Source organism: Methylomonas sp. 2BW1-5-20 (genome assembly GCF_052474515.1).
On the sequence record NZ_CP184127.1, the window covers coordinates 2,027,279 to 2,039,855 of the forward strand.

The window sequence follows — 12,577 nt, forward strand, 5'->3', positions numbered from 1 at the left end:
ACAAGAGGAGTGATTATGTCATCAGAAAAACAAAATACCAGTAAGCAAACGCCGCAGTCCGACTGGAAGTTGGAACTAGATAAGCAGTGGAAGCAAGTCTCCTCTAGAGCCGGCGACTACTTTAACGATCATAAAGAGATGTTTTCTTTAACCAAAATAGCCTCGGCCATAGGCGGCACCTTGACTCTGGTCTGGCTGGCCAGCGGGGTTTATATCGTGGACCAAGGCAACCGGGGCGTGGTGAGCCGCTTTGGCGCCTACTCGGAAACCACATTGCCCGGCCCGCATTGGCATATTCCAGCGCCTGTCGAAAACGTCGTAATCGTCAACGTCGAACAACAACGTTTTATCGAGGTTGGTTACACCGATACTAACCGGGTGAACAAATCGTCGGTTATTCCGCAAGAATCCTTAATGCTGACCAGCGACGAAAACATCATTACCGTGCGTCTGGCCGTGCAATATCAAATCAATAACGCCCGCGATTATTTGTTTAACGTTAAAAATAACGAAAACACGCTGAAACAGCTCACCGAAAGCGTGGAACGGGGCGTCATCGGCCGCAACAATATGGACTTCGTGCTAACCGAAGGCCGCAGCCAAATCGTCGCGGAAATTAAACAGCAAATTCAGGAAGCGATGGACGGCTACAAAGCCGGTATCAGCATCGCCAGCGTCAATCTGCAAGACGCGCAACCGCCCGAAGAAGTACAAGGCGCTTTCGAGGATGCGATTCGGGCCCGCGAAGACAAGCAGCGCTTGATCAACGAAGCCGAAGCTTACAGTAACGAAGTGATTCCAAAAGCGCGCGGCGCGGCATCGCGGATCATTCAAGAAGCCGAAGCCTACGAAGCCGAGAAAGTGGCTAAAGCCAAGGGCGAAACCGAACGCTTCGATCAGTTACTGGTGGAATACGAAAAGAGCCCGGCCATCACCCGCAAACGCTTGTATCTGGAAGCCAAGGAAAAACTGTACAGCGGTACCAATAAAATCATGCTGAACGACGATCAGTCCAGCCCGATGATGTACATGCCCTTGCCGCAAACCATGACGCAACATGCGCAGCCCGCCGCAAACAACACCGAACCGGAGCTTAACGCCGAACCGCACAACGACAAAAACAGCGTCCGTAAATCCGCCGGCAACGAATTACGTCCTAGCAGGAGCAAACCATGAGCAGCAAAACCACCCAAGTTTTAATTCCGGCCGGTTTGACCCTGTGCGTTCTGGCCTATATGTCGGTTTTTTACGTAAAAGAAAACGAAAAAGCCATTCTGTTTCGTCTCGGCGAGATGGTTACCTCCGATTACACGCCAGGGCTCCATTTCAAGACCCCCATCATCAATAACGTCAGTACATTTGATGCGCGTGTGCTGACCTTGGATGCCAAATCCGAGCGTTTTCTTACCTCCGAAAAGAAGAACGTGATTGTTGACTCGTTCGTCAAATGGCGAATCGGTGATGTGGGTCTTTTTTATACCACGGTCGGCGGCGATGAATTTCAAGCCAATTTACGCCTCGATCAAATCATGAAAGACGCGATGCGTAGCGAATTCGGGGTGCGGACCATCAAGCAATTGATCTCCGAAGACCGGAATGAGTTAAGACAAACCTTACTCAGCAAATTGTCGCCCACTGCGGAAAAATTCGGCATCGAATTGATCGATATTCGCGTCAAACGCATCGATTTGCCGCCGGAAGTCAGCAGCTCAGTGTATCAGCGGATGCGCGCCGAACGGGAACGGGTGGCTAGAGAATTTCGTTCACAAGGTGCGGAAAGCGCGGAGCAAATCAGTGCGGAAGCCGATAAGCAAAAACACGTGATCGTCGCTAACGCCCAACGCGACTCAGAAAACATTCGCGGCCGCGGCGATGCGCAATCGGCGGAGATATACGCGAAAAGCTACGGTAAAAATCCCGAGTTCTATGCGTTCTACCGCAGCTTGCAGGCATACCAAACCTCATTTGAAAAAACTCAGGATACCTTGGTGTTAAAACCGAACTCCGACTTTTTCAAATACTTCTCCAGCGAAAAGTAAGTTAGGAGATAGCTATCATGAAAAAATTGTTCATTTTTCTCAGTATTCTTGTGGCGGTTGGATTGGTGGTGTCGGCGGTAATGAACCGCAACATGCCGGAATACGATCCGCATTATGAAATCTCCTACTCCGACTTTATCGAAGACGTACGCAACAAAGTCGTCACGGAAGTGGTGATCAACGGCAATTACGTCGACGGCCACCGCCAAAACGGCACCCGCTTTGCCACCTATAATCCTAACGACTCCCGGATGATCGACGAGTTGCTGGAATACGGAGTGAAAATCAAAGTCGAGAAGCCACAACAACCGTCCACCTTGATGAATATTCTCATCTCCTGGGCCCCTACCCTGTTACTGATCATGGTGCTGGTGTATTTCATGCGCAAGCAGGCGGCGATGGGCGGTCGCGACGGTCAAATGGGCTTCGGTAAAAGCCGGGCCAAATTAATGGCCGAAGATCAAGTGAAAGTGCGCTTTACCGATGTAGCCGGGGTGGAAGAAGCCAAGGAAGACGTCGTGGAAATGGTCGATTTCTTGAAAGATCCCGGCAAATACGAAGCACTAGGCGGCAAAATTCCGCGCGGCGTGCTGATGGTTGGGCCTCCGGGCACCGGTAAAACCCTGCTGGCCAGAGCGATTGCCGGCGAAGCGGGCGTGCCCTTCTTCTCCATCTCCGGTTCGGATTTCGTGGAAATGTTTGTCGGTGTCGGTGCTTCCAGGGTTCGCGATATGTTCGAACAAGCGAAAAAACGCGCGCCTTGCATCATCTTTATCGACGAGATCGACGCTGTCGGCCGCCAACGTGGCGGTAGCGGTATCGGCGGCGGTAACGACGAACGCGAACAAACCCTCAACCAGCTTTTGGTGGAAATGGACGGATTCAGCGGCAACGAAGGCATTATCGTCATCGCCGCCACCAACCGCGCCGACGTGCTGGACAAAGCCTTGTTGCGGCCCGGCCGTTTCGACCGCCAGGTTCAGGTCGGCTTGCCGGACATCAAGGGCCGCGAGCAAATCCTAAAAGTACACGGCGCCCGAGTGCCCCTGGCCGACGACGTCAATATCAACGATTTGGCTCGCGGCACGCCCGGCTTTTCCGGCGCGGAACTGGCCAATTTAATCAATGAGGGCGCATTGTTCGCTGCACGCAACAAAAAACGCGTGGTAACGATGAACGATCTGGATAAGGCGCGCGACAAAATGATTATGGGCGTGGAAAAGCGCACCATGGTAATGACTAAAGAAGACCTGCTAATGACGGCATATCACGAAGCCGGCCATGCCATCGTCGGCCGTAAAGTGCCCGAGCACGACCCGGTCTATAAAGTCAGCATCATGCCGCGCGGCGGCGCTTTGGGTATCACAATGTTCCTGCCTGAGCGAGACCAATACAGCGCGTCCAAGGACAAACTGGAAAGCCAAATAGCCAGCTTGTTCGGCGGTAGGGTGGCAGAGGCATTGATCTACGGTAAAAACAAAGTCACCACCGGCGCCTCCAACGACATCATGCGCGCCACGCAATTGGCTAGAAACATGGTGACCAAATGGGGTTTGTCGGATCGTCTGGGCCCAATGGATTACGGCGACAGCGAAGGCGGCTATATGGGACCGCAATCCAAGCCGATGTCCGAAAAAATGGCACAAACTATCGACGAAGAAATACGGCTGGTGATAGACGCCAATTACAACCGGGCGGAAACCATCTTGAAAGAAAATATCGAGATCCTGCACAACATGGCTCAAGCCTTAATGGATTGGGAAACCATCGATAAATTCCAGATCGATGAACTATTGCAAGGCCGCATGATTGCTCCGCCGGAACCGGAAGTGGAAGAACCGCAATCGTTTGCAGAGATTGAAGACGCCATAAACGACGAAACCGGCGAACAGCCAGCTCAAGGACAAGTGCTGGCGTCCTAAAAGTCCTCCTCTATATACCCTCCAAACGCTGTACTCCTGGAGGGTATCTTTTTTCAGTGGCAGCATTATGCATACTCGATCCATAACGACAAAAACCATGAATTTACTGCAACTGCTGTTGCAGATTAACTTGAATGTCGCGGTGATTTTATTATTAATTAGCGGCGCCGCGACCATACTGGGTAATACGCTGTTTTTTGAAGACAACAGCGACTTGTATGGGCCGTTAGCAAATAATATGCGTTTAATGATGTTTTATTTATGTTTAATTCAAATTGCGACCTATAGTTTTTATAAATTAAGCAATAGCCCGGAAGCGCTAGCCGCCTTAGGTATTTTTCTTTTGTTACTAATAGGCTCCCTCCAGTTTTACTGCTCGATAAATCAAATTGAAATCGATGAAAACTATAGCCAATTATTTATTTATTCCGGTTTGTCTCACCTGATTTACGGTGGCTGCGCGGCAATGCGGCAAGAACAGCACGAACGTGTTAAGACAAAGGAACAATAATTCCAGCGAGAAGCCGATTATTCGGGCCTAGTAATTAAAAAATGACTGACTCATCTTCATCAAATTAATAAAATTTATCTCCATCCGTAAAACTACGAGGTATACTCAGCAATAACGCATAGCGCTAACATCGGCTAAAAGCAATATTTCTGTTAATTTAAAACGGTTCGATAGGTTTTAATTTTTCAGGAAAAATTATAATAACGCTGAACAGCAAGTTCAGCGAGGGGGAAGGGTAAAATGCATATTAAATTTCCATTCGACTCACAAAAACCCGTTGCCGGCGAAGCCAGCGTCGACATCGACAAACAAGTTGACGATGTTTTTCACTTCATTGGCAAAAACTTTTTTGAAAACTATCCCAAATGGGCGGTGGAAGTCGTCGACTTCGAACCACTCGACGGCAAAGAGGTATTCGTCGGCGCCAAAGCCAAACAAATCCGTAAAGACAATAATAACGAAATCGAGTCGGTTTTTGAAATTACCGATTATCAACCTCAATCTTCGCTTATCTTTCAAGGTATCACACAGCCCTATAAGCACAGCTATTTTTTAGCGTCCGACCAAGAAAAACATCAATCTACGCGCTTGACTTTCCGCTTCGAGTTTTTGGAACTTGAAGTATTCATGCGCCCATTTGAAAAGCTCATTCGTTGCGCAATAGAAGACGGTGCGGAAAACACAGTCGAAAATATCAAGAATTTAATTCTAGTAGAATGCAACTAGTATATAAAAACTCATAATTATTATAAAACCGGGAGTTTAACCATGGCTTTTATTGTTGAAAAAGATAGCGGACTAATTCCGCAAGTACTTTCCGCTATTTTGGATGAATGCGTAAACGGCGTCACTTTGGCGGACCCGGACCTGGAAGATGCGCCCATCATTTACGCCAATAAGGCGTTCGAACGCTTAACCGGGTATGGTCATGACGAGATAATTGGTCACAACTGCCGTTTTTTGCAAGGCGACGATAGAGAACAAGAGGCACGTTTTAAAATTGCCGAAGCCATGCGAAACCACGAAGCGGTTGAAGTGACGTTAAGAAATTATAAAAAAGACGGCACTTTATTTCATAATCATTTAAAGATAACCCCATTATTGGATAAAAAAAATCGTGTAATTTATTATCTAGGAGTTCAATATGATATTACCCAGCAAATAAATGCCAACAATGAAATAAAAGAATTAACAAGTCTATTGAACGCCATACAAGGGAATTAATTTACCGTGCGATAAATACATTCATACTGTAGAGAAATTTGATGAATACAACTGCTAATGCCAACGATGGTCTGTTTTTTAACGAAGCCTTATTCGGTTTGGCCGTACTGGCTTTCGTAGTGTTGCTGGTCATCGAAAAAACCAAACCTTACCGCGAGTTTCCGGCCAAAATTTATAAAGAGTCTTTCGTCACCAATACCACGGCATTTTTAGTTAATAACTTGATTTTAACCGCACTTAGGGCATCGTCTTTATTTTTGATCGCTCAGCAATTTTCCAGTTTCGGTTTATTAAGCGGTTTGGATAACGGCCCGCTCAAATGGCTCTTGGCTTTCGCCTTTTTCGATCTTGCCATTTATATTTGGCACTACGCCAGTCACAAATACGAATATTTGTGGCGGTTTCATAAAATTCACCATAGCGACAAATGTTTTAATGTTTCCACCGGATTTCGCTTCCATGTTTTCGATTTACTGTTGGAAATAGTTTATAAGTGCGTATTCGTTGTGGTCATTGGCGTGGATGCTTATCTAGTACTTTCCATAGAAATTATCGAATTATTTTTTATTTTTTTTCACCACGGCAATATCCGCGTACCTAACGAAGCCGCCATTTCCCAAGTCATTATCACACCTTCCCTGCACCGCACTCACCATTCCACGTTGCGTTCGGAACACGACAGTAATTACGGCATCGTATTGGCATTTTGGGACCGAATATTCGGCACTCGAAAAGAACTGATACCGGCCAATGTCGGTTTGGACTTAATCGAAGCGGAAAATTTTATTCAGTTATTTTCGCTGGCGTTTATCACGGAACGAAAAATTCGGCAATTATTCAGCTGGATTCCAAAAGGCAAAAAGTAATGAAACGCTCTGCATAAGTTGCCGGAAAGTAAAGCCATGATAATAAAAACAACAAATGATATTCCCGGCAGCGAGATTACCGATCCACTAATTTTCCGGCAGCGCCGCATCATTCTCAAAGCAATGGCGAGCATGATGCTGACCGGCGGCAGCCTAAGGGCCAGTTGGGGCGACACACCCCAGGCAATCTGGAACAATTTGCCTAAAAGTCCGCTGTCCGGCGATGGCTTGGACCTCACGCCCGCCGGCCATGTCAAGAATTACAACAACTACTACGAACTGGCTTTCAACAAGGAAGATCCCAGCGGTCTGGCCCAAAATCTGCGCATTGATCCCTGGTCGGTCGAAATCGGCGGCGAAGTCGAAAAGCCCGGCATTTATCACTTGGAGGATATTTTGCGGCAGTCGGCATTACAAGAATATGTGTACCGTTTTCGCTGCGTGGAGGCCTGGTCCATGGTCGTGCCCTGGATAGGTTTTGCCTTAGGCGATTTGTTACAGTCCGTTCAGCCCTTATCGACAGCCAAATTCGTCAAATTCACCGCTTTGTATCAACCGGATACGATGCCCAAGCAACGTAGCAACACCATGCTGGAATGGCCTTACGTCGAAGGTCTGCGTATCGACGAAGCCATGCATCCGTTGACCATTTTGGCGGTCGGCATGTACGGCGACCACTTGCCCAAACAAAACGGCGCACCATTGCGTCTGGTAGTGCCTTGGAAATACGGCTTTAAAAGCATCAAGGCCATAGTCAAAATCGAACTATTGAAAAGGCCGCCCATTAGCAGTTGGACCAAGGCCGCTCCCAACGAATATGGCTTTTACGCCAATGTCAATCCGGCAGTACCGCATCCGCGCTGGAGCCAAAATAGCGAGCGGCCACTGGGTAGCGGCTTTTTTACCCCACGCCGGCAAACCGAATTATTTAACGGCTACGGCGAGCAAGTTGCGTACATGTATCGCGACATGGATTTAAGGCACTTTTTCTAATGGCTATGCAAATTAACCATTTGCGTTCTTTAACCATCGGGGCTTGTTTTATACCGCTAATCTGGGTTTTTTTCGATATCGCCTTCGATAATCTGGGCGCCAATCAACTTCAGGCCCTGCATATTCGGTTAGGCGACTGGGCCTTACGTTTTTTGTGGATTACATTGACGATAACACCGTTACAAACGGTTACTAAGTGGCGCGGCATGACTGACTATCGGCAACTATTCGGCCTTTATGCGTTTTTTTACGCCAGTCTGCACCTACTGGCTTATTTAGCACTGGATCATGTTTTCAAATGGCGCATGATAAGCACCGATATTATCGAAAGCACTTATATTTGGTTTGGTTTAATTGCCTATATCATTATTTTTTCCCTGGCAATCACCTCGCCAAAGTCTGCGAAAAAACGTTTAGGAAAAAGCTGGAAAAAACTGCACCGTTTTATTTATGTTGCCGCTACAGCAGCGATTATTCACTATTTCTGGCAACTTAAAAGCAATCTGGCCGAACCTCTGTTTTATTTGTTGATCATATTTATGCTGTTGGGTTTTCGGGCTTTGAACTGGCTCAAAAACAGAAAAATAAGCCAAATGATGATCCCCAAGCGCCGCGAACCCGTTGATACGGAATCCGATTAACCCATGCCCTGTGTTGCTCGCGCTATTGCTTGAGCGGAGCAGTTTCCGGAGTGTAATCCCATGAACCAAAATTCTATTTTAATCAGCGGCGGCACCGGCTTTTTGGGCAGCGCGCTGACGAAGCGTTTGCTGCAAAAAAACTATTCGGTCACGGTGCTCAGCCGTAGCCCTGCAAAAGTGATAGAGACGTTCGGACCCGACGTGCAGGCTATCGGCGTAATCGCCGATTTGCCGAATGCCGGTAACTTTAAAGCTGTAGTCAATCTGGCCGGCGCGGGCATTTTCGATCAGCGCTGGAACGAAACCCGTAAACAGCTATTACGCGACAGCCGCATCAATCTAACCAATCAATTGGTAGCCTGGATTGCTGCTTCCGCTCAGCCCGTGCCGATCTTGATAAGCGGCTCTGCCATTGGCGTATACGGCGATCGCGGCGACGATGTGCTCAAAGAAATCAGCCCGCTTCATACCACTGATTTTTCGCAGAAATTGTGCTCGGACTGGGAAGCGGCGGCGTTGCAGGCCGAAAAACACGGTAGCCGCGTCTGCCTGATACGCACCGGCTTGGTGCTGGGCGATAATGGTGGCATACTGAAACGCATGTTGCTGCCGTTCAGATTGGGCTTGGGCGGACGCCTGGGCAATGGCCGGCAATGGATGTCCTGGATACACTTGGACGACTGGGTGAGCATTGTCGAAACAATGATCGAACACCCGAAAATGAGCGGCGCCTACAATGCCACGGCTCCCAATCCGGTTAACAATCAGAAATTTAGCGCCACCTTAGCGGGCGAATTGAAGCGGCCGCAGCTGTTACCGATGTCGGAAAAGGCCCTCAAATTATTGCTGGGAGAGATGGCCGTGTTGGTTCTGGGTAGTCAACGCGTAATACCGGAGCGCTTGCTGGCACAAGGCTTTGAATTTAAATACTCGCAACTGGGTACCGCGTTGCGCAATATCCTGCATAAATCTTAGATAAACAACGGGAACCTCCTATGTTGATCGACAGCCTTTCCTTATTGTTTGCCTTTACCTCTTTTATCACTTGGTATGAAGCGCTGTCGGTGGCGCTGGCATTGGGTGTGCTGGTGTTTTATCTGACCCCCGCACCCGCGCATGAGTGGGAAGAGCGCACGCCGGCAACGCTGTATTTTTATCTGCAATGGAGCTGGCTGGGGTATTTAAGACTGAAAGACGCGTTTTATCCGTTTTTTATCCTGTACAACGCAGTGCTTTTTTTTATCGATTATCGGATAGACGAAGGCAATTTCACCGTAGCGAGTTGGGTGACTATCCACATTATCATGGCGATGCCGCTGATCTATTGGACCGGCGCGGTGTGGCGCTGTTCGGACAAGGGCACTTCCAGAGCTTGGGCGGCCGTGGCTCGCATGCTGACCGTGGCGGCCTATTTCGACTTGCTGCTGCGTTGGGTGATTTATCAGTATTACCCCAACATCCTGTTCAGTTGCCAGCAGATGATTATTCATTGGGGCGACTGCTAAACACCGATGGCAACAAAGCGCTATAAAACCTCGCTGTTTATTTTCCGCCGCGATTTACGGCTGGAAGATAACAACGGCCTCAACGCAGCTTTGCGCGATTCCGCACAAGTCATCGCCTGTTTTATTTTCGATCCCCGGCAAATTCAAGCGCATCCTTACCAAAGCACGCCCGGCTTGCAATTCATGCTGGAGTCTCTCGCGGATTTGCAGCAGCAACTGCAACAGCGAGGCGCCCTGCTCTATATTTTCAACGATCAGCCCCCACATCTGGTGGAGCCGCTGAAACTGGATTTCGGTATCGAGGCCGTATTCGTCAATCGCGATTACAGTCCGTTCAGTCGACAGAGGGACAGTGAACTGCAACAACGCTGCGCACAGTTAAGCCTGGCTTTTCACAGCCATGCCGATTTGCTGCTGACGGAACCCGAATCCGTCCTCAAACACAATGGCGAACCTTATCAGGTGTTTACTGCCTTCCATCGGCAAGCTAGACAGCAGCCGGTCGCGTCGCCGCAAAAGCTGGCGACCGGCAAATTTTTCACCAAAGACTATGCCGGCCATAAACCAGAACTGCTAACGCGACTAAAACAAGCTCACCATAACGCGCTGCCCGGCGGCCGACAGGCGGCATTGAACAGATTGGCCGTCATCGGCAACTGCAGAAACTATCTTAACCTGCGGGATTTTCCGGCCATGGCTGCCACCAGTCAGATATCGGCATATCTGAAATTCGGCTGCTGCTCGGTGCGCGAAGCATTTCACAGCATCAAAACCGAGCTCGACCCGGATCACCCATTGCTGCGCCAACTGTATTGGCGCGATTTTTTCACCCATATCGGTTTTCATTTTCCGCATGTATTCGGTCACGCCTTCGACAGCCGTTACGACGGTTTGCTGTGGCGCAACGGCCAAGACGATTTTTGGGCCTGGGTCAACGGTCAAACCGGTTTCCCGATAGTGGACGCGGCGATGCGCGAATTGAACCAAACCGGCTGGATGCATAACCGTTTGCGGATGATCGTCGCCTCGTTTTTAGTCAAGGATTTACATGTATCCTGGCGCTGGGGCGAACGCTATTTCGCGCAGCATCTGCTGGATTACGACCCCTGCGTCAATAACGGCAACTGGCAATGGGCCGCATCCACCGGCTGCGATGCCCAACCTTATTTCCGGATTTTCAACCCGTGGCTGCAACAAAAAAAATTTGATCCGCAATGCTTGTATATCAAGACCTGGATTCCGGAATTACAAGGCTATCCGGCTGCGGTAATACATAAATGGGAAAAACATCCGCAAGCCGGTGCTTACCCCGCGCCGCGAGTCGATCATGCCGTGCAAAGCCAATCGATCAAAGCCCAATTCAAAGCCTTGCCCGCCACCGCAACTAACTCAGAATAAATCATGCGTAATTTATCGTTAGTGCTGTTAAGCCTACTTTGCGCCTGCACCGGCGTCCCCGAAGGCGTAAAAGTGGTGGAGGGTTTTGAATTACCGCGCTATCTGGGCACCTGGTACGAAATCGCCCGCCTGGATCACAGCTTCGAACGTGGGCTGACCGACATCAGCGCCGAATACAGTCTGCGCGATGACGGCGGGGTGAAGGTGTTAAACAGCGGCTACGACACGGAGCAAGGCCAACGTAAAATTGCTGAAGGCAAAGCTTATTTTATCGATAAAACGGACATTGGCCGCCTGAAAGTCTCGTTCTTCGGTCCGTTTTACGGCGCCTATAACATCATTGCGCTAGATAAAACCGGCTACCGTTACGTGATGATCGCCGGCCCGGATCGCGACTATTTATGGATACTGGCTCGCGGTCCGGAACTGGAACCCGACATCCGGCAAAACCTGATTCAGCAGGCGAAAGCACTCGGATTTGCCACCGAAAAACTGATTTTCGACACCCACCCCAAGCAGTAACTAAGGATTAAGCATGCAGAAAATTGCGGTCGGCATCAGCGCCTGCCTGTTAGGTCATGAAGTACGCTACGACGGCGCGCACAAATACCATAGCTACATCGAACGCACGCTGGGCCAGTATTTCGACTTTAAACCGTTCTGCCCGGAAGTCGAGGCCGGCTTGGGCATCCCGCGACCCTGCGTACAATTGCGGGAAACGCCCGACGGCATCCGTTGCGTCGGCGTCAAGGATCATAGCCTGGACGTGACGGCACGCTTGGAAGACGCTTCCGCCCGCCAACACGATTGGCTGGGCGGCTTGTGCGGCTACATTCTGAAAAAAGACTCGCCAAGTTGCGGCATGACCCGGGTTAAAGTCTATAAAAACGACATACCCGCGCGGCAAGGCACCGGCATTTTCGCCGACTATCTGCAGCGTACTTTCCCCAGCCTGCCGGTGGAAGAAGAAGGCCGGCTGGGCGATCCGGGTTTACGGGAAAACTTTATCCAACGCGTGTTTGTGATGCGGCGCTGGCAGGATCTATGCGAACAAGGTTTGACCGCGCACGGTTTGATCACTTTCCACAGCCGGCATAAATTGATCGCAATGAGTCACGAACAAAACCAGGCGCGTGATCTGGGGCGGATTATTGCCGGCGTCACCAACGCTGATATTGAAAGTGTAGGCGCCGCCTACGTTGCCGCGCTGATGACCTGTCTGAAAATCGTCGCCACCCGCGGCAACCATGTCAATGTCTTGCAACACATTCAAGGTTATCTGAAACACAAGCTGGACAGCGACGACAAGCAGGAACTGGTGGAAACCATCGAAAATTACCGGATCGGTTTATTGCCGCTGATCGTGCCGCTCACCCTACTCCGCCATCATTTCCGTAGAGAGCCTGACGCGTTTATCGACAACTCTTATTACATGTTGCCGCATCCGGCTGAACTGTCCCTGTTAAACAGTATTTAAC

14 protein-coding genes are annotated in these 12,577 nt (G+C 49.5%); all 14 read left to right on the forward strand.

Annotated elements, in window-relative coordinates; genetic code table 11:
• Positions 1 to 15: 15 nt before the first annotated feature.
• Positions 16 to 1,176: an FtsH protease activity modulator HflK gene (gene hflK / locus ACH50O_RS09160; protein WP_446811710.1), complete on the forward strand. Its 1,161-nt coding sequence runs from the start codon at positions 16 to 18 to the stop codon at positions 1,174 to 1,176.
• On the forward strand, positions 1,173 to 2,039 hold the full coding sequence (gene hflC / locus ACH50O_RS09165; RefSeq protein WP_446811711.1) for a protease modulator HflC: 867 nt from the start codon (positions 1,173 to 1,175) through the stop codon (positions 2,037 to 2,039). The genes hflK and hflC overlap by 4 nt, the downstream gene beginning before the upstream one ends.
• Positions 2,040 to 2,056: 17 nt before the next feature.
• Positions 2,057 to 3,961 (forward strand): ATP-dependent zinc metalloprotease FtsH, encoded by a 1,905-nt coding sequence (gene ftsH, locus ACH50O_RS09170; protein WP_446811712.1) that lies wholly within the window; start codon positions 2,057 to 2,059, stop codon positions 3,959 to 3,961.
• Between the two features lie 97 nt (positions 3,962 to 4,058).
• On the forward strand, positions 4,059 to 4,472 hold the full coding sequence (locus ACH50O_RS09175) for a hypothetical protein (RefSeq protein WP_446811713.1): 414 nt from the start codon (positions 4,059 to 4,061) through the stop codon (positions 4,470 to 4,472).
• Between the two features lie 240 nt (positions 4,473 to 4,712).
• A complete protein-coding gene (locus ACH50O_RS09180; protein ID WP_446811714.1) occupies positions 4,713 to 5,198 on the forward strand; it encodes an SRPBCC family protein in 486 nt (161 codons plus the stop codon).
• Positions 5,199 to 5,240: 42 nt separating this feature from the next.
• Positions 5,241 to 5,696, forward strand: coding sequence for a PAS domain-containing protein (locus ACH50O_RS09185; protein ID WP_446811715.1), 456 nt, complete (start codon positions 5,241 to 5,243; stop codon positions 5,694 to 5,696).
• 41 nt (positions 5,697 to 5,737) lie between these two features.
• Entirely contained in the window at positions 5,738 to 6,562 is an 825-nt protein-coding gene (locus ACH50O_RS09190; RefSeq protein ID WP_446811716.1) for a sterol desaturase family protein, read from the forward strand.
• A gap of 36 nt (positions 6,563 to 6,598) precedes the next feature.
• Positions 6,599 to 7,555, forward strand: coding sequence for a protein-methionine-sulfoxide reductase catalytic subunit MsrP (msrP, locus tag ACH50O_RS09195; RefSeq protein ID WP_446811717.1), 957 nt, complete (start codon positions 6,599 to 6,601; stop codon positions 7,553 to 7,555).
• Positions 7,555 to 8,196, forward strand: coding sequence for a sulfite oxidase heme-binding subunit YedZ (locus ACH50O_RS09200; protein WP_446811718.1), 642 nt, complete (start codon positions 7,555 to 7,557; stop codon positions 8,194 to 8,196). Before msrP ends, ACH50O_RS09200 begins: the two co-directional genes overlap by 1 nt.
• A gap of 60 nt (positions 8,197 to 8,256) precedes the next feature.
• Positions 8,257 to 9,171 (forward strand): TIGR01777 family oxidoreductase, encoded by a 915-nt coding sequence (locus ACH50O_RS09205; RefSeq protein ID WP_446811719.1) that lies wholly within the window; start codon positions 8,257 to 8,259, stop codon positions 9,169 to 9,171.
• A 20-nt stretch (positions 9,172 to 9,191) separates the two neighbouring features.
• Complete coding sequence (locus ACH50O_RS09210) at positions 9,192 to 9,701, forward strand: hypothetical protein (RefSeq protein WP_446811720.1); 510 nt, start codon at positions 9,192 to 9,194, stop codon at positions 9,699 to 9,701.
• A 6-nt stretch (positions 9,702 to 9,707) separates the two neighbouring features.
• Positions 9,708 to 11,099, forward strand: a complete 1,392-nt coding sequence (locus tag ACH50O_RS09215) for a cryptochrome/photolyase family protein (RefSeq protein ID WP_446811721.1) — start codon at positions 9,708 to 9,710, stop codon at positions 11,097 to 11,099.
• A 3-nt stretch (positions 11,100 to 11,102) separates the two neighbouring features.
• Positions 11,103 to 11,621 (forward strand): lipocalin family protein, encoded by a 519-nt coding sequence (locus tag ACH50O_RS09220; protein ID WP_446811722.1) that lies wholly within the window; start codon positions 11,103 to 11,105, stop codon positions 11,619 to 11,621.
• Between the two features lie 13 nt (positions 11,622 to 11,634).
• Complete coding sequence (locus tag ACH50O_RS09225) at positions 11,635 to 12,576, forward strand: YbgA family protein (protein WP_446811723.1); 942 nt, start codon at positions 11,635 to 11,637, stop codon at positions 12,574 to 12,576.
• The last annotated feature ends 1 nt before the right edge of the window (position 12,577 follow it).

Coding starts and splice junctions, on each gene's coding strand:
- ACH50O_RS09215 (WP_446811721.1), top strand. CDS start 9,708: ATGGCAACAAAGCGCTATAAAACCTCGCTGTTTATTTTCCGCCGCGAT.
- ACH50O_RS09220 (WP_446811722.1), top strand. CDS start 11,103: ATGCGTAATTTATCGTTAGTGCTGTTAAGCCTACTTTGCGCCTGCACC.
- hflC (WP_446811711.1), top strand. CDS start 1,173: ATGAGCAGCAAAACCACCCAAGTTTTAATTCCGGCCGGTTTGACCCTG.
- ACH50O_RS09200 (WP_446811718.1), top strand. CDS start 7,555: ATGGCTATGCAAATTAACCATTTGCGTTCTTTAACCATCGGGGCTTGT.
- ACH50O_RS09190 (WP_446811716.1), top strand. CDS start 5,738: ATGAATACAACTGCTAATGCCAACGATGGTCTGTTTTTTAACGAAGCC.
- ftsH (WP_446811712.1), top strand. CDS start 2,057: ATGAAAAAATTGTTCATTTTTCTCAGTATTCTTGTGGCGGTTGGATTG.
- ACH50O_RS09175 (WP_446811713.1), top strand. CDS start 4,059: ATGAATTTACTGCAACTGCTGTTGCAGATTAACTTGAATGTCGCGGTG.
- ACH50O_RS09205 (WP_446811719.1), top strand. CDS start 8,257: ATGAACCAAAATTCTATTTTAATCAGCGGCGGCACCGGCTTTTTGGGC.
- ACH50O_RS09225 (WP_446811723.1), top strand. CDS start 11,635: ATGCAGAAAATTGCGGTCGGCATCAGCGCCTGCCTGTTAGGTCATGAA.
- ACH50O_RS09185 (WP_446811715.1), top strand. CDS start 5,241: ATGGCTTTTATTGTTGAAAAAGATAGCGGACTAATTCCGCAAGTACTT.
- msrP (WP_446811717.1), top strand. CDS start 6,599: ATGATAATAAAAACAACAAATGATATTCCCGGCAGCGAGATTACCGAT.
- hflK (WP_446811710.1), top strand. CDS start 16: ATGTCATCAGAAAAACAAAATACCAGTAAGCAAACGCCGCAGTCCGAC.
- ACH50O_RS09210 (WP_446811720.1), top strand. CDS start 9,192: ATGTTGATCGACAGCCTTTCCTTATTGTTTGCCTTTACCTCTTTTATC.
- ACH50O_RS09180 (WP_446811714.1), top strand. CDS start 4,713: ATGCATATTAAATTTCCATTCGACTCACAAAAACCCGTTGCCGGCGAA.